Source organism: Paenibacillus auburnensis (assembly GCF_927798115.1).
Classification (GTDB): domain Bacteria; phylum Bacillota; class Bacilli; order Paenibacillales; family Paenibacillaceae; genus Paenibacillus_AQ; species Paenibacillus_AQ auburnensis.
In genome coordinates this window covers 302,848-321,546 of the sequence record NZ_CAKMMG010000003.1, presented here as the reverse complement: position 1 = coordinate 321,546, position 18,699 = coordinate 302,848, and the positions used below count along the sequence as shown (strand labels likewise).

At 48.7% G+C, this 18,699-nt stretch carries 10 protein-coding genes; all 10 read left to right on the top strand.

Translation table 11 applies throughout. The features are described from left to right. Window positions 1–217 precede the first annotated feature (217 nt). The 10 genes from L6H70_RS15260 (at window position 218) to L6H70_RS15215 (ending at window position 18,672) form a co-directional block, all read left to right on the top strand. A complete protein-coding gene (locus L6H70_RS15260) occupies window positions 218–1,462 on the top strand; it encodes a glycoside hydrolase family 130 protein (RefSeq protein WP_236334532.1) in 1,245 nt (414 codons plus the stop codon). Window positions 1,463–1,593: 131 nt separating this feature from the next. Beyond that, window positions 1,594–2,655 (top strand): LacI family DNA-binding transcriptional regulator, encoded by a 1,062-nt coding sequence (locus L6H70_RS15255; protein ID WP_236334530.1) that lies wholly within the window; start codon window positions 1,594–1,596, stop codon window positions 2,653–2,655. A 438-nt stretch (window positions 2,656–3,093) separates the two neighbouring features. Further along, complete coding sequence (locus L6H70_RS15250) at window positions 3,094–3,978, top strand: carbohydrate ABC transporter permease (RefSeq protein ID WP_236334528.1); 885 nt, start codon at window positions 3,094–3,096, stop codon at window positions 3,976–3,978. Beyond that, window positions 3,978–4,811 (top strand): carbohydrate ABC transporter permease, encoded by an 834-nt coding sequence (locus L6H70_RS15245; protein WP_236334527.1) that lies wholly within the window; start codon window positions 3,978–3,980, stop codon window positions 4,809–4,811. Before L6H70_RS15250 ends, L6H70_RS15245 begins: the two co-directional genes overlap by 1 nt. A gap of 24 nt (window positions 4,812–4,835) precedes the next feature. Continuing rightward, the gene (locus L6H70_RS15240) at window positions 4,836–6,038 is read left to right on the top strand and encodes an AGE family epimerase/isomerase (protein ID WP_236334525.1); all 1,203 of its coding nucleotides are present in this window, start codon (window positions 4,836–4,838) and stop codon (window positions 6,036–6,038) included. Then, window positions 6,025–7,197: a glycoside hydrolase family 130 protein gene (locus L6H70_RS15235; protein WP_236334523.1), complete on the top strand. Its 1,173-nt coding sequence runs from the start codon at window positions 6,025–6,027 to the stop codon at window positions 7,195–7,197. Before L6H70_RS15240 ends, L6H70_RS15235 begins: the two co-directional genes overlap by 14 nt. 200 nt (window positions 7,198–7,397) lie before the next feature. After that, complete coding sequence (locus tag L6H70_RS15230; RefSeq protein WP_236334520.1) at window positions 7,398–8,723, top strand: ABC transporter substrate-binding protein; 1,326 nt, start codon at window positions 7,398–7,400, stop codon at window positions 8,721–8,723. Window positions 8,724–8,843: 120 nt separating this feature from the next. After that, window positions 8,844–10,127 (top strand): glycoside hydrolase 5 family protein, encoded by a 1,284-nt coding sequence (locus tag L6H70_RS15225; RefSeq protein ID WP_236334519.1) that lies wholly within the window; start codon window positions 8,844–8,846, stop codon window positions 10,125–10,127. A gap of 16 nt (window positions 10,128–10,143) precedes the next feature. After that, window positions 10,144–17,289, top strand: coding sequence for an S-layer homology domain-containing protein (locus L6H70_RS15220; protein ID WP_236334517.1), 7,146 nt, complete (start codon window positions 10,144–10,146; stop codon window positions 17,287–17,289). A gap of 333 nt (window positions 17,290–17,622) precedes the next feature. Beyond that, entirely contained in the window at window positions 17,623–18,672 is a 1,050-nt protein-coding gene (locus L6H70_RS15215; RefSeq protein ID WP_236334515.1) for a LacI family DNA-binding transcriptional regulator, read from the top strand. Window positions 18,673–18,699: the final 27 nt, after the last annotated feature.

The following is an 18,699-nucleotide window of genomic DNA, read 5'->3' as shown; positions in this document are numbered from 1 at the left end:
GAAACTTGAGAATCAAAGTTATTAAGGCACAAAACAGTAGGGCATATAGAAAAGATGAAAATCGTATATCTTAAATTAAATTTCATAAAGTTTCATTAAACAGTTAAAATTAATTGAAAGAAATGAATGTCTGTGATAAAGTGGGTTCGTGAGTGTTGTGCACTAACAAAATAGTGAGATGCTCAGAAGGGATTCGATTTTTATTGAGGAGGAACTTATGAAACCACAATTTCGTTACTTGGATAAACCTGCCTTGGAGCCAGTGCCTGGCTGTGCATGGGCTGACAAAATGGTCCTGAATCCCGCGATTGTCAAAGACCCGGATTCGGATACGATTCATATGCTCTTCCGTGCGACAGGACCGTGGCCGCAGAAGAGGAGAGAGGGCAGTCATGATCCTTATCCTATATTTTTGGGATATGCCAAAAGTGATGACTTGGGCAAGACATGGGATGCGGATTTCTCTAAACCCGCTCTGGCACCAGTGCTTGGCTACGAGGAGCATGAGCTTTACATTACAGATATTCACGGGAACAGGGTTAGAAACTATGCCAACGGCTGCATTGAGGATCCGCGTATTTTCCCGGTTGAGGGTGAACTTTATGTAACGGTTGCCTGCCGGGTGTTTCCTCCAGGGCCTTACTGGCTTAGTGATCAGGATCCGCCGGTAGAAACACGGTATGAGTATGTGCCAGACTGGATTTCCCTAGCAAGCGATGAAGACCCGTTTATCAGAACGGCCCGTTCCAATGATACAGTAACTGTACTGTATAAATTGGATTTGCAGAAGTTGAAGCACGGAAACTATGAAGAAGCCTTTGATTATATAGGTCCGCTTACAGAAGGCGATGTCAGTGATAACCGGGATGTGTTTCTGTTTCCTGAGAAAATGAAGATAGGCGGTAAACATCAGTACTTAATGCTTCACAGGCCTATGAATGTTCTGCCATTCCCGGAAGGAGAACGTATAAAGAAGCCATCTATTTACTTGGCGGCGGCAGAAGCCATTGAGGATTTTGCCTCACCTAAGGCAGAGCACCGTTTGCTTGCTTCGCCAATCTTTGATTGGGAGGAAAATCGGGTAGGGGCGAGCTGGCCTCCTGTTAAGGTGGGAGAGGGGGAATGGCTTGTCCCTTATCATGGGAAGAAAAATGTGGAATTCGGGTACACACAATCTTTTATGATTATTAAAGAGCAGGACAATGACTATCCGGTCTTAATTCACCGCTGTCCCGACAGGCTTATGTACGCGGAAAGGGAATGGGAAATGCCTTCCGATTATCCGACTCCATGTCTCTTTACTACCGGGGGAGTGATCCTAAACGGTGAATTAATTATGTCTTATGGTGCAGCAGATCAAAAAGTAGGGATAGCCTGGGTTAACCTGGAGGAGTTGGTAAACCATATCCGCCAGTATGATAAGGAAGGTAAACAGCTTCATCAAGGTTCTATCTTGAATTAAGGTTAGGTCATAAGCGCCCTTGAAATGAACCGGCACGTGCATTTTGCTGCCGGTCATTCAAGGGTTTTTGTGTTGAAAAAAGTTTAAAGAAAAAGTATGCTTAAGAAAATAATTCGTAAGGAGCAAGACAATTGAAGAAGGTCACCTTACAGATGATTGCCGAGCAGGTCGGAGTGTCTAAAGCTCTTGTGTCCAAAGCGCTCTCTAACGATCCTGCAGTCAATAATAGTACCCGTGAGGAAATATGGAGAATGGCTCAGGATATGGGATACCGTTTTGACAAGCTGCGTAAATCATCTCAATTTACCAAGACCGGCAATATCGCTGTGCTGATGCCGGAAGCCTATTTAGATGATATTGAATACTGGGGAAAAATCATACGCGGTATCGACAAGGAGCTATCAGCTTATGATTTCAGTATGATTTTGTCCGGAATTAATATTTCACTAGACCCTGAAGAGGGGCTGCCATCCAGCATTAGCGAGTCGAAGTCTGACGGTGCCTTGCTGCTCGGGCATATTCCAGAACCGTACATGAAAGCCCTGGAGGCAATAGAGTTGCCGTTTGTGCTGGTGGATTCGAATGTCCAGAATGCAGAGCATGACCATATTCTCGCGAATAATTACATTGGAGCCTATAATGCCACCAAGAGGTTGATAGAAAGCGGGCACCGCAGACTTGCTTTTGTGGGAGATGTTGAAACGGCGTGGAGCTTTAAAGAACGGGACAGGGGATTCGAAGAGGCGGTTAAGCATCATAATGCGGCTAGTCAAGATCAGGTCAGTATAACTTGGGTACGGGGTGTCGGCGTCAGCGGCAGAGGGAATTACATAAATTCCGAATTTATGGATAAGCTCCGTTTGTCTATAACCGGGCAGCAGGTTACCGGATTCTTCTGTGCCAATGACATGCTGGCAATTGAGTCACTGCGTTATTTGATGGAATGGGGATACCGTTGTCCGGAAGATTTTTCGGTCATTGGCTTCGATGATTTATCACTGTCTGAATTCATGATACCCAAACTGACGACGGTCCAGGTACCGAAAGAACATATGGGCTCAAGAGCAGTTAAGACTATTCTAGAACGAATCAAGCATCCTGGGACTGTTCCGGAACAAATATTGCTGGCAACGAAATTAATCGAACGTTCTTCGGTCAAAGTTCTTGAAACGGCGGATTTGGCCGGAGAATAGCTTGGGAATAAAAATGAGAAGCATCTATTCCATTTTGGAGTAGATGCTTTTTGTGTTGCGAAAGAGATAATAATACCTTTTACTTAAACAAACCGATATGTTTAATGAAACAAATAAAATAGTTGAAGAAACAAAATGATTATGATAGAGTTTGAATTGCAGAAGAAACCAAGTATACATAGGGGGTATAAAATGAAGAAGCTATGGAATGGAAGATTGAGGATGTTTAATGAATGTGAATAAGGAGCTTGCACCAGAAAGTGAATGCGAAAAGAAATTAATGTAAATAGTTTTTAATAATTTTGAATTAAGTTTAATTAATTGTTGAAGAAAAAAATTCAACATGATAGAATCTTACTGTAAGCGATATCAAAAATGAACCAGGGGGATTGGACATGTGCTTTTGGATATTGAACAACAAGAAGGACGGTGCGGCGGATGGGAAACTCTTATAACAGACAACGAATTCTCATTTTAATCACATTTCTTTTTATTCCGCTTGGCTTGCTAGGGCTGTTTACTTATTATCCAGCGGTAAGACTGCTGTATCTCAGCTTCACGGATTGGGACGGAATCAGTAAGACGGTAAATTTCTTGGGACTCGACAACTATAAGGAGGTATTTACCAATCCGGATTTGTTTGGTGTATTTATTCATCAGATCCCTTATGTGCTTGGCGGGGTGCTTCAAAATATCGTTGCGATTCTGTTCGCAGTGATTCTGAATTCGCGAATCAAAGGACGCAATCTGTTCCGTGTTCTGCTGTTTGTTCCTTATATTATGAACGGTGTCGCGGTCGCCTTTATGTTCCAGTATGTATTCGATACCAACAATGGCTCGCTGAATGCGCTGCTCGGAATGGCTGGCTTGTCTTCACTTCAGCACAGCTGGCTGGGAGATACTTCACTTGTTAATTTCTCACTCGCATCGGTCAGCTTCTGGAGGTATATGGGCTATACGATGATCATCTATCTGGGCGCCCTGCAGTCTATTCCCGGAGATATGTATGAGGCCGCTACCATCGATGGAGCGAACCGCTTCCAGTCACTGTGGTATTTGACGCTACCGAGTCTGACTCAGGTTATTCAACTGAATATGTTCCTGACTTTGAGCGGGGCACTGGCAGTATTCGATTTGCCGTTTGTGCTTACAAAAGGCGGACCGGTTGGCTCCAGTGAGACCTTCCTGCTGAAGACAACGGAGACGGCCTTTACCTTCAATAACTATGGCCTTGCCTCTGCCATGAGCATAGTGCTGCTTATTTTGACGGTGGTCATCCTGCTGGTACAGAATGTGGCGCTTAAACGCAGGGGGGATGCCTAATGATTACCAATAGAAAAATTGATCCCGTGCAGTGGCTCAAATATGTGCTGCTGGGGATCGCCAGCCTTATTGTATTATTTCCGCCGTATGTCGTCGTGCTGAACGCATTCAAAGGACCGGATGAGAGCTCCAGTCCGTTCGCGCTGCCGGCCAGTTTTCTGAACTTCGAGAATTTCCGCATTGTCATCGACAAGGCTGATATTCTGCAGGCGTTCGGCAACACGTTCCTGGTCATTGCGGTCTCGTTGGTAGGGAATATCGTCTTTGGGACAATGGTCTCTTATGCGCTGGCACGCATTGCATTTAAAGGAAAAGGACTCATTCTAGGTTTGTTCCTGTTTGCCAGTATTATTCCGACGATTACGACTCAGGTGGTTATCTTTTCGCTGATTCAATCTCTGGGTGTGTTCAACACGCTGTTTGCGCCGATTCTGCTGTTTGTCGGAGCAGACGTTCTGCAGATCACGATTTACCTGCAGTTTATCCGCAATATTCCGGAAGAACTGGACGAGAGTGCAATGATTGACGGGGCTAGCCTGTTCCGGATCTACCGCTCGATTATTTTTCCGCTCCTCAGTCCGGCAACCGTAACGCTGGTTATCCTGAAGACGATTAATATCTATAACGAGTTGTATATTCCTTTCCTTTATATGCCTAAGCAGAAGCTGGTAATGGTCTCGACCTCGATCATGCGGTTTGCCAGCAACAATCAGGCCCAGTGGAGCTATATATGTGCCACGATTCTGATTATCATGGTGCCGACAGTGCTGCTGTATCTGTTCTTGCAGCGCTACATTTTTGCCGGTGTAACCAACGGGGCAGTTAAGGGATAAAGAAGGAAATGGAGGTGGACAATGATGGATAATCAACGTTTAACCGGAGAAGTCCGGCAGGAATTAAGGCGTATTCTGTCCTACTGGAGCAGTAAAACGGTGGACGAACAACATGGGGGCTTTTATGGAGCACTTGACGGAAATTCTCAGGTTGTGGAAAGCGCGCCCAAGGGGCTGGTGCTAAACGCGAGGCTGCTGTGGACCTTCTCGAGGGCATACAGGTATGACGGGGATAGAGAGTGGCGGCGTCTGGCCGAACGGGCTCTGGATGTGATTGAAGAACAATTTTTGGACCGGCAATATGGTGGTTATTATTGGATGCTGGACAGTACAGGGCAGCCCTTGCATACCAAAAAACAAATTTATGGCCAAGCCTTTGTGCTATATGCCTTGTCGGAATATATGCTCGCAACAAGTAACGGGGAGCTGCTACCGCGTCTTCAGCATATCGTCAGTCTTGTAGAACGTAGCTTTGACCCGATTCATAACGGATATTTTGAGGCATACACCCGGGAATGGCAGTTGGAGCAGGATTTGCGACTCGGCAGTCATGATCTCAATGAGAAGAAATCTATGAACACTCATCTGCATATTTTAGAGGCTTACACCAATGCTTACCGTGTCTGGCCGGCGGATATTCTCCGTCTACGGCTGCGCAATCTGATCCTGCTGACTGCTGAACGAATTGTGGATCCGCAAACCGGGCACTTCCGGTTGTTCTTCGATGAGGATTGGAGGCTTAAGTCCGACCGGATTTCCTGCGGACATGATATTGAAGGAAGCTGGTTGCTGTACGAGGCGGCAGAGGTGCTGGGTGACCCGGAAATTGTGGAGCGGATTAGGCCTGTTGTACTGGCGATGGCAGATGCTGTGCTGGCGGAAGGCATTGATCACGACGGAGGTCTGTGGAATGAGGCTGGTCCGGAAGGCATTATCGACAGGGACAAGGATTGGTGGCCGCAGGCGGAAGCGGCTGTGGGTTTCATTAACGCCTGGCAGCTCACTGGCGAATCCAAGTATTATGCTGCGGCGGAAGCAAGCTGGGATTTCATCGAGAACTATATGCTCGACCGGGAGCACGGCGAATGGTTCTGGAAAGTGAATGAGGCTGGTTTGCCTTATCCGGAGCCGAAGGTCAATGAATGGAAATGTCCGTATCACAACGGACGAGCATGCTTTGAAATATTGGAACGACTGGAAGGGGAAGAACATAATGATCAATTCTAATTTTCAGGAACGTTATGAGCAGGTAAAGGCGCGGTATGAGGAGGTTGTCGGGCGGAAAAATGAGCCTCTTTTCTCGGAGAACGGCATTTACGAACGTTATGAGTATCCCGTACTGACGAACCGCCATATTCCGCTGTCCTGGAGATATGATCTCAATCCGCAGACCAATCCATATTTCATGGAACGACTGGGAGTAAACTGCGTGTTTAATCCTGGCGCCATTCAGCTGAACGGAAAGTTTTATCTTGTTGCCCGGGTGGAAGGCGCTGACCGGAAATCTTTTTTTGCTATTGCTGAAAGCGAGAATGGTGTGGATGGTTTTACCTTCTGGGATTACCCGATTGTGTTGCCGGAGACGGAGAATCCGGATGTCAATGTCTATGATATGCGGCTGGTTAAGCATGAGGACGGTTATATTTACGGGTTGTTCTGCACCGAACGCAAAGATCCAGCTGCTCTTGCAGGCGATCTGTCAAGTGCAGTTGCCCAGTGCGGTATTGTGCGCACAACGGATCTGAAGTCATGGGAGCGGCTGCCTGATCTGCAGACCAAATCGGCTCAGCAGCGTAATGTTGTGCTGCATCCGGAATTCGTAGACGGTAAATATGCCTTTTATACCCGTCCACAAGACGGTTTCATTGATACTGGCTCCGGCGGTGGTATCGGCTGGGGGTTGTCAGAATCGATGAATCCGGCTGTTGTGGGTGAGGAAATTGTTATTGACGAGCGGGCCTATCATACCATTAAGGAAGTGAAAAACGGCCAGGGACCCGCGCCGATCAAAACTCCAGACGGCTGGTTGCATGTCGCCCATGGTGTGCGCAATACGGCTGCCGGGCTGCGTTATGTCCTCTACGCCTTTATGACCGATCTTGATAAGCCATGGATTCAGACCTACCGCCCCGGCGGGCATCTGATTGCTCCTGAAGGGGAGGAACGCATCGGGGATGTGTCTAATGTCGTCTTCAGTAACGGTATGATCGCTACAGAGAGCGGGGAATTGTTTCTCTATTACGCTTCTTCAGATACCCGTTGCCATGTTGCGGCTACTACTGTTGACAGACTGGTGGATTACGTCAAAAATACGCCGGAAGATGCGATGCGGTCCTATGCCTGTGTACAGCAGCGCTCTGCGCTGATTGGACGCAATCTGGGTTGATGGTCAATCAGTGATTGAGAAGCCGGAACACTTGAAAAATTAGTAGTTCCGGCTTGTTATTATATTTGCAATGTTGATTTAAACATTTTGTAAACAAATTTATATATGTTTAATTATTTTAAATTAAACTGTTGAATATTAGTTTTAAAAATGTTAATATTCGTTTTGTAAGCGATAACACAAATCAAGGGGGATTCAAGATGAAGAAAAGCACCACCGCTGTTGTAAGTATGATTATGGCCTCAGTCCTGCTCGCGGCTTGTGGCAATAATAACAATGCGAACACCGGAAACAAAACAACAAGCAATGCTGGCGGCACCAATGCTCCTGCCAGTGAGGCGCCAGCCGCCGGCAATACTTCCGCAGACAAGGATATCAGCGGAACCATTACCTTCCTTACAAACCGTACAGATATGATCGGCAAAGAGTACGATGATTACGCGAAACGGTTCAAAGAGAAGTATCCGAACGCAGAAATAAAGTTCGAAGCGATCACCGATCTGGACAAGACGACTAAGATTCGCATGTCCTCCGGAGATTTTCCTGATGTGGTGCTGATTCCGACGATTCCTAACTCCGATCTGCCAAATTATTTTGCCCCGCTGGATGATCTGGGTTTGACAGATAATATCTATTTCAAGGATTTCAAGTCCTATGAGGGCAAGCTGTACGGTATATCGGTCGGTGCGACAACTACAGGCATTGTGTACAACAAAAAAGCATTTGCAGATGCCGGAATTACTGAGCTGCCGAAGACACTTGATGAATTCTACGCTGCCTGCGAAAAGCTGAAGGTGAAAGGAATTGTACCGCTTGCCTCTAACTTCAAGGATCAATGGCCACTGTACCCGTGGGCTTCTGAGATTCCAACCAGTATTGCAGGTAACCCGAATCTAAACAATGAGCGCATTAACAGTGACGAGCCCTTCCAGATGGACAATGCTTATGGGCAGGGGATGAGTATCATCCGGACAATGTATGAGAAGGGCTATCTGGAAGCGGATGTGAACTCCACGAACTGGGAGCAGTCCAAGAAGGATGTAGCGAGCGGCAAATTCGCAATGTTCATGCTCGGGAATTGGGTCATCCCGCAAGTGGTTTCCAGCGGTACAACATCTGACAACGTAGGCTTCTTCCCGCTTCCGTATGATAATACGGGTACTGTCAACGTAACACTGGCACCTGACTGGGCTTACGGAGTGAACAAGGACAGCAAACATTTGGAGACAGCTAAAGCATTTGTAAAGTGGATGCTTGAAGATTCCGGATTTGACGAATTCGCAGGGTTCATTCCGGTCATCAAGGATAAGGAAGCAGCAGTTCCGCAATTGCAGGAATTCAAAAGTTTTAACCCAGTTACGCTCGAAGCGGTACCCGACGATGCTCAGGTTACCGATGTCGTGAACAAAGCCCAGATCACAAAAGAAGCGCTGGTGCAGGAATTTGTGCTCGCCAAAGATCCGCAAACCATACTGGATAAATACAACAAAGCCTGGGCCAAGGCGAAAAAGGATGTAGCGAAGTAAACCGGCCCAGCGGACAAGAAATATTCTAATACTGCGGCGGATTGACCTTCTGGCTAATCCGCCGCAGGTCTATCTGCATTAAGAAATGCCTAACTATTTAGAGATAAGGAATGAGACGTGATGGGAGAACAAGATTTTGTAAGAAAGAAGGGAAGCAGGCTTTTTATTGGAGAGGAGCCATATCGCTTTGCCGGCCCGAACATTTACTGGTTGGGTCTGGATGAGAATGTAGGCGGAATTGACTGGCCAACTCCGTTCCGAGTAATTAATGCACTGGATACGGCTGTCATGATGGGAGCCAACGCTATCAGATCGCACACACTCGGCGTATCCGCAGGCCATCCGAAGTCACTGATGCCGCAGTTAAGGGAATTGAACGAAGATGCCTTTGTTAAAGTGGATTTTGCACTTCACGAGATTTCAAAGCGCGGCCTTCGGGTAATCATTCCGTTTGTCTGCAACTGGAGGTATTATCACGGTGGTAAGTCCACCTTTACCGAGTGGCGCGGCCTTGAAGACGAGAATGCTTTTTACACAGATACTGAAGTGATTGCGGATTTCAAATGGTATATTGAGCAGGTCTTGAACCGGAGAAATACGATCAGCGGTGTGGTCTATAAGGATGATCCGTCGATTATGGCCTGGGAGCTGGGGAACGAGCTGAATAGCGCACCTGCCGCATGGGTGGAAGATATCTGCAGTTATATTAAAGGGATTGATCAGAACCACCTCGTCAGTCACGGTAAGCAGTTCGAAATTGATACAGATAAGCTGGACATTCCACAACTGGATATTATGGATGTGCACTACTATCCGGCAGATTCCGGTGAGTTGTCGGCGGATGCTAAGGTTGTAAGCGGCGCGGGAAAAGTATTCATTGCGGGTGAATACGGCTGGTCCTACGGTGAACTTCATGCTTTTCTGAAAGAGGCAGAGCTGAATGAAGACATATCGGGGACATGCTTCTGGTCACTGTTCGGTCATGATGATCACGGCGGATATGTCCAACATTATGACGGCTTTTCCGTCCACTACCCGGGCAGCGGATTAAACCAGGATCATCTTAACCGTATTCAACTATTGCGCGGTCATGCTTACCAGATTAGAGGGAGAATAGTTCCTGAGGAAGAAATAACAGACGCACCGCTTCTGCTGAGTGCAGCCGAAGGCAGAATTTCTTTCAGAGGCGTATCCGGCGGAGCATTTTATACCCTGGAAAAATCAACAGAAGGTCCGGAAGGGCCATGGACAACGATTATTGAGCGAAGACCAGCCAATGATGGCGGAGGCTGGAAGGACCCGCTCAGGGTTAAGACAGTGAAAGCCTATTACCGCATGAAAGCTCTGAGTTTAGGCGGCGAGGAAGGGCCATATTCAGAACCGGTAGAGTCGGAGGCTTTTTAAAAGGAGGAGTTGGGCTATGATCCATTATTCGGGCAGAAAAGTCATTCAGCGTGGGATAACCATGCTGATGATCTTCTCCATGCTGACCAGTTTATTTGTACCGGTGAGGAATAATCATGTATATGCAGCAGAGGGTTCCGGCAGTAATCTGATTGTCGGAGGCGATTTTGAGAGCGGGGGACTAGCCCCATGGGAGTCGGGAAATGCGGCCAAGACCACTGTAACCAGCGATGTCTATCACAGTGGAAGCCATTCGCTGAAAATTCAGGGAGACAGCAGCTATCCGTATGTTCGGCAGCTCCCGATTGTAGTGGAGGCAGGCACGGACTACCGTTTGAGCTTCTTTGCGAAGACGGAGAATGCAGCGGCTATCCTGCAATACCGGATTGCTTCAGCTGACAACTCCAACACAGCTATTCAGGATCAGACGGCGACGGACGCAAGCGGCGGCTGGAAAGAATATAATATTTCTTTTAACAGCGGTAATTATACATCTATTCGTGTTGTGCTCAAAGCTACAGGTACTGTGTATTTTGATGATGTGGTTCTGGAAAAAGTAAAGAGTGGAGTTTCTGAAATGGTAAATGTGCTACCGGATGATCCGGGCATCCGTTATTTCGGACGGTGGGATACCCGCGATGCCTCGGCCTATTCCACCTCATGGGGAGGCACTTACTTCAAAGTGAACTTTACCGGAACGACGGTAAAGCTTAACGTTGGATCCAGCGTAAGTCTCTATGTAAAAATTGATGGAGTGGAGAGCCGCTATACTTCTGTGAATGGTACTGTCAATTTGACGCCGGTGCCTTTATCCCCGGGGACACACACTCTGATGGTGGCTACCCCTTATACAGACCAGTCCCTGAAATTCAAAGGTCTGATTATTGATGAAGGCGCTTCCGTAGCTGCACCGCAAGTGGGAGCCAAAACGATTGAATTCACAGGCGCTTCCATTATCGCGGGGTATCTGCTGCCGAAGTTGGCGCTGTCCGACTATGGCTGGCTGGCGGCGGAGAAGCTCGGCTATGAGCATACCCAGATTGCCCAGTCGGGGATGGGCCTAGTGGACCAGTGGTCCGGCGGCAGCTACATCGCCAATAAAGCGGGACTCAGCAAGCAGTTTTTCAAACTCAAAAATGCGGATTCTGGCGACGATACAGCTTATGACTTCTCTGGTCCAGAGCCAGATATGGTCGTAATCAATGTGGGGACGAACGATAAAACGTTTAATGTACCCTCCGAGACCTATCAAACGGCTTACACGCAGTTCCTGGCTGATATCCGGAGCAAGTATCCGAATGCAGATATTTACGCCCAGCGCCTGTTCAACGGAGTATATGCAGCGGAAACGCAAGGCGCTGTGAATGCCCGTCAAGCTGCTGGTGACAGCAAGGTTCATTATATTGATACAACAGGCTGGCTCTCCGACGCAGATTATATCGATGGAACCCATCCGAACGAGAGTGCCCATGTGAAGCTGGCGGACAAGCTGGCGGCAATTCTTGGACAGGATGATGGTATAACGGCCGGACAGGTTACGATCCAAGGAACGCCGGAGATCGGTAAGACTCTGACAGGCAGCTATCAATACAGCAGTGAGTCCGGCACTCCTGAAGGAGCATCCACTTACCGCTGGCTGCTGAGCGATACAGAAAATGGAGCCTATCTGCCGATTGACGGGGCGGTGGCTAATCAACTTCTTCTTCAGCGTTCCCATAGTAACGCCTATATCAAGTTTGAAGTCACACCAGTGGATGCTGGAGGCAAATTTGGCAGTCCTGTTCAGAGTGCGCCGGTCAAAATTGGCGCTGCAGGGACACCGGATTCGGTATTCGCGGATTTTGTTACGGTCAATGGAGACCAGCTCATGGAAGGTGATAAGGTATTCAGATTCGCCTCTCTGAACTATCCGGGCGGTATGCGTGATCCGGAATTCTCCCAGGAGGATGCGATCAGGACATTGTCCGAGATGGGCGGTCAGGTAACCCGTACCTATGTCCCTCCGGTCAAACGGTACGACAATGCTAATGCAAGCTATGCGCTTGTGCTGGGGCCGGACGAAAGCGGTGTAATGCAGTTTAACGAAGCCGGATTCCGCAAGCTGGACAATCTGCTGGCTCTTGCCAATCAGTATGGTGTGCGGCTGATCATTCCTTTTGTGGATCAATGGCAATGGGAAGGCGGCATTGAAAGCTATGTTAACTTCCGTTATCCGGGGACGATCAGCGGTGACGCCGCCAGTGATGATGATGCCTGGAAATTCTATACTGATCCGCTGGTGATCTCGGATTTCAAGCAGGTCATTCATTATATGATGAACCGGGTCAATACCATCACGGGTGTGCCTTACAAAGAGGATAAGGCAATTCTCGCCTGGGAGACGGGAAATGAGCTTGGGGGCTATAACCAGGATAAATTCCCGCAATCGTGGACAACCGAAATCGCGCGTTACATTAAGGAAGAAGAGCAGCCTTCACAGCTTCTGCTGGACGGACGGTTCGCGGTACATGCAGACTCACTGGCTGATGCCAATATCGACATCGTCGGCAACCATTTCTACACCGGCAACTTCCTGGATAAAATCAATGCTAATCGGGAAATGACCAAGACTAAGAAGCCGTACATTCTTGGTGAATTCGGGCTTTATACAACTCAGGCTCCGGTCGAAGCTCTTTTTAATGCGGCCCTGCAAAATGGAACTAGCGGCATCATGATCTGGTCCTTGCGTCCGCATAAGGAAGACGGGGGATTCTTCTGGCATGATGAAAATCCCGGCAACTGGGCTTCCTATCACTGGCCGGGCTTCTCTTCGGGCGATTATTACAGCGAAACGCCAATTATCCGGACCGTATTCAAATACGCCCACTACATGAAGACGGATGATAAGGATAAGACTTCGGCTGTTCCGGCTATTCCGGCTCCAGCCAATGCGCCTGTCCTGTTCCCGATTGCTTCCGTTGCGGATATCCGCTGGCAGGGCTCGGTCGGAGCTTCCGGATATGAGGTTCAGCGTTCGGAGGACGGACAAAACTGGATCACGGTAACAAGGGATTTCTCGGACGGTGGCCGGGCAGGAACACCATCCTTCCATGATGAGCAGGCGATTAGCGGAGTGACGTATTTCTACCGTGTCCGCGGCGTTAATGAGTCCGGAACCTCGGAATGGTCCAACTCGGTTTCGACAGCTGCGGAGCATGTAATTACGGATGAGCTTAGCCTGCTCTATAACGACAAAGAGAAACGTAAGGTTTACACGTATGACAGCTCTTCCAATGTGCTGACCAGTTCGCCTGACGGCAATGAACTGGGAGTAGGCTACAAGGCTTATGTCTCCACGGCAGCACCCGGATTCCTTGTTTACGGATCGCCTGTACCGCTGAGTACAATCAGCATTACAGCTGTCGGCAGCGTAACTATCGGCTGGTTCATTTCGGAGGACGGCGTGACCTATAAGGAAATTCAGCCAGCTGTTTCCGGCAGCCAGTATACTGCGGGACAATTACCGGCAGGTATCCGGTTTGTTAAATTCCGTATTCCAGGCAGCAATACGGTTCAGCTCGATAAGGTGCAATTAACGTATAGCTATGACGGAAGCGGTTATGCGACACTGCCTTCGCTTCAGACCAACGGGTTTGTGGTAGACAGTACCTTTGACAGCTCTCCGGTCAAGTCCGGCAGTCTTGTGCTTAAGGATGGATCAGCTGAAACGGAGCAAAAATCGGTACTGGTCCGCAGCGGCAGCGGAGATGGCTCGGTTATCTATGGAGTGAGCGGTGATGTGAATGCCTACAGATTTACTACCTATGCGAATAAGTCAGACCGTCTGACCTTCTATGCCTCCATTGATGGAGAGACTTATACAGCTGTATCGCCTGCGGTCAGCGAGAGTACGGTCTCTGGTGAATGGAAGAAAGTCATCTATACCGATTTTTCCGTTCTGGCCTCCACACGTTATATCAAGGCAGTCTATCCGGCCTCTGCCAATGAAGAGACACCAGGTATCGCACTTGTGGAGATCGGTTATGGGGTGAACAGTATCCCGCTGACTGACAAGCCTCCGGTGAATGTCATGGAAGACGGAGAGTATGATTACGGCCTGGACAGCAATATTGCGGCCCGTTATGCCGCTCTTCCAGATGGCGGGCAATTAGCGGTGTCGCTGGATACTACTAATAAAAATGACGGAAGCTATGGTGTTAAACTGTCCTATGATCTTGGGCAGTATGGTTCTGCAGGTACAGGCAGAGCGCTGGATCATGCGGATCTGTCGCAATTCGATGCCCTGCATGCTTGGGTAAAAGGCGACGGATCTGCCGCCAAGCTCATCTTCCGGTTAACCGCGGAGGATGGCAAGGTGTGGGATGCCGAAGTTCCGGTTAGCGGTACGGAAGGCCGGACGGTTGAGGTCAGACGCAGTGCCGGTCAGGGTTCTGCAGACTGGAGTGATATCGTCCATTTCTCGATCATTATAGAGCAAACAGCAGGCTCTCCTTCGGCTGGCACAATAACGGTGGATGACATCAAGTTTGCCAATGCAGCCAAGCTGGATAATTTTGAAGGCTATGGCGGGTATAACGCATTGCTGCAAAAGGCATTTGCCCGGAATACCGGGGGAGGTGCCTTCGAGGTCTCGCTTGATGCAGCGCATAAGTCGGAAGGCGGCTACGGTCTGAAGATTGATTACAATTTCTCCGGTCCCGGTTATGCCGGCGGCAGCTTCAGTCCCGACTTTTTGAATCTTAAGGGCCATGACGGCTTTAGCTTCTGGCTCCAGCCGGACGGCTCGAATAATGAACTGGCGATCCAGTTCTCGGATGCCAGCGGGAAGTTCTGGGAGACGAAAACCATTGTAAAAGGAACTGATCCGCGGATTATGTATGTTCCATTTGATGATTTCCGCTATCCAAGCTGGTACAGCACGGACCAGACTGCCCGTCCGGACGCTGCGAACAATATTTCGACCGTTTCCTTCTATCTTGGCGCGTCCGCTGAATCAGCTTCATCCTCCGGTACGATGTATATCGATGATATTAACGGAGCAGATTTTACGGGCAGGTTGCAGGACGGCAATGTAACGATCGACAAGACGGAGAATGTGATTACTGCTCTGCCATACACATTCCAAGGAACGGCAGTTGGAGCGGAGTATATTGCACTCCGCGCGGGTAAGCAAGTGTTCTATGCTGCTGTCAAAAACGATGGCACCTGGTCATACTCTACTTCAAAGATTGCAAACGGCTCGCGTGAGATTAAAGCTTCCATCGAGCTGTACAATGATACGGCTGTGCATACCGACAGCCATAAGCTGGAAGTCAATGTACCAAATAATCCGTATACTGAGGGCGGCACACAACCGGCGCTGCATAATTATCTCCTGAATCCGAGCTTTGACGAAGTCATTGATGCTTCCGCATGGCCGCTGCTTCCACAGCACTGGACGCATACCGATGTTAATGGTGCGAACGTTGCAGATGGTACAGTCAAGCTTGAGGCGACGGATATCCGTACCGGTACGTACCGTCTGGTGCACTGGAATGCGGCAGCTTATGAGGTAACTACCTCGCAAGCGGCGACGAATCTTCCAGCCGGCATTTATGAACTCCGGGCTTGGACCAAATCCAAAGGCGGCCAGCAGACTGTAGAAATGACCGCTGCTGCAGGGAATGAAATCAGAAAGATTGCCATTCCAACAGGGACTGGCACTTGGGTCTATGTGAAAATTTCCGGTATCGAAGTGAAGGATGGTATGCTTACAGCCGGGTTCCATTCCAAGGATCTTGGCGGCAATTGGCTTGCGGTTGAGGATGTCGAGCTGGTCCGCACCGGCGACTTGCCGGGCGGATCGGAACCGACAGCAACACCGACACCAACACCGACACCGACACCGACACCAAAATCAACACCAACACCAGAGGCAACGGCAACACCAGAGGCGACAGTGACGCCAACGGTCACACCAGAAGTAACGGCTTCGCCGACACCAACACCAACACCATCGCCGGTGCCGGATGAGAATGCTGGAGTTCCCGTATCCACACCTTCCGCAAGTGCATCACCTTCTACAGGGCCTGTGTCTTTTAGCCTGACGGATTTGACACGGAAAATACAGGCTGCCGGGGACAAGGTAAGTCCGGTAGTCATAGAAGGTAGTGACTATGGAGTTGTGGTTCCAGCCGGCTTGGCCGAAGTGCTCGGCAGCCGGGGAATTCAGATTGTGACTCCAAGCCTGAAGCTGACCCTGCCGCAAGCTGTGCTCAGCCAGGCAAGCCAGCTGCTGGAACAAGGGGCAAGGGAAGGTGCGATAATTACTTTGTCTATCAGTACTTCAGCGGTTCCGGCACTTAAGCCGGCGAATGGAGAACAACTGCTCTCCAGGGGACTGAAATACGACTTTAATCTGTCGGTTCAAGCAGCAGACGGAAGTAAGCGCAATTTAAGCCAGTTTAGCCAGCCGGTGCAGATCGAGCTTCCGTTTGGAAAGGATATAAACCAGGAGCTTCTCGGCATTTATTACATCACCCAGGATGGGCACGCGGAGTACATCGGCGGCAGTGCCGGTACCACAACGATTACGGGAGAGCTACATCATTTCAGCGGCTATGCTGTCCTGGAATATCGTAAATCCTACAGTGATGTACCTGATACGCATTGGGCTTATCCGGCAATCACAGCCTTAAGCGCCAAGTATGTGGTTAACGGGACCGGAGATTTGCAGTTTAGTCCGCAGCGGGCCGTAACCCGGGCTGAATTTGTGGCTATGCTCGCCAGAACTTATCATTGGACTGGAGATGCATCATCATCCGACTTCAGGGATGTCCGCCCAGATTCCTGGTATCACGATGCTGTAGCCGCTGCGGTTGAGCAGGGAGTCGTCCTCGGCAGAAGCAGCAATCAATTCGATCCGGATGCGCCGGTTTCCCGGGAGGAAATGGCAGTCATGGTAGACCGGGCTATGAAGAGCAGCGGTAAACCCTTTCCCGAGAGCTTGTCCTCCTTGACCTATAAGGATAGCAGTGCGATAGCAGAATGGGCTGCCGGAGCGGTTGCCAAGCTTACAGCTGCGGGAATCCTGAAGGGAGACGGCGACAGCCGGTTCCATCCTGACCTCAGCGCCACCCGTGCAGAGAGTGTACAACTTTTATACAGGCTTCTAAACAGATAAGGGACACGTTTAAAGTGAAATGAAGCAGAGCAGCGATTCTTCCTTCAGGAGGATAGCTGCTCTATTTTTATAGTAAAAGGAAAGAATATACGGAAGCCTGAACCATTTAGTGGAAGATAGCTATATTGAATTACTAGAACCGGGCTTCAGAAAAATCCGCAGGTTTACCATAAGCATGATTTTATTCCCGTTAACTAGAAACGATTGTTTATATTTTTAATAATATTAAAAATCAGTTAAACAAAAGTTGAAATTTGTTTATTAAAGAGATATGCTATATCTAGCAGAAGAAACTCAAAATTTACTAATTCCGGAAAGTGGGATAGGCTTTTTATGAAAAAAGTAACGTTGCAGGTGATTGCAGATGAGTTGAACGTCTCTAAGGCGCTGATTTCTAAAGCGCTATCAAATGATCCGAGTGTCAATGAGGTAACCAAGGAGAATATCTGGAAGAAAGCGGAGGAAATGGGCTACCGGGTTAAACAGACGCGGATGAAATTCTCAGCAGCCCAGACTGGGAATATCGCAGTACTGATGCCCCGCGCTTATCTGGATGATATAGAATATTGGGGAAAGGTGCTTCAGGGCATTGAGTTTGAGCTGAATCAGCATAAGTTCAGCATGATTCTCTCCAGCATAGATCTCACGCTAGGTTCCAAGGATGCGTTGCCGACTAGTATTCTTGAGAAAAAGGTTGATGGTGCGATCGTGATGGGTCATCTGCCGGACAGCTATATTGAACTGTTGAAGTTCAATCATTTTCCGTTCGTCATGCTGGACGCAAATCTGATGGACCCGACAATCGATCATATCCTGGCGAATAACTATTTGGGGGCATACAGAGCAACTGGACATTTGCTGGAGAACGGTCACCGACGGCTTGGCTTTGTCGGCGACAAGAATACATCGTGGAGTTTTCGGGAGCGGTACAGAGGATTCATTGAGGCAATCGAGGATTTTGGGCGTAAGCAAGAGGTTGAGGTTGAATCATTGGTGATCCCCGGAATCGGGGTCAGCGGGACGGGGATGTATGTATCCTCCGAATTGCCGGACAGTCTGGAGAAAAGCCTTAAAGGCACAAGTCCGCTCACAGCCTTGTTCTGTGCCAACGATTTGACGGCTTTTGAAGTACTTAGTGTAATGGACCGGTTGGGTCTACGCTGTCCGGATGATGTTTCCGTGATCGGATTTGATGATTTGACGCTATGCGAAATGATGCAGCCGAAGCTGACCACGGTTCGTGTTCCTAAGGGTGATATCGGCATCCGATCAGTCCAGGTGCTGCTTCGCAGGATTGAGCAACCGGATATTACACCTGAGCATGTACTATTGTCCACTCAGCTGATCCAGCGTGCGTCTGTGAAACCTTTTACCGCACAATAAGAATTACCTGTATAACTAACATATAAT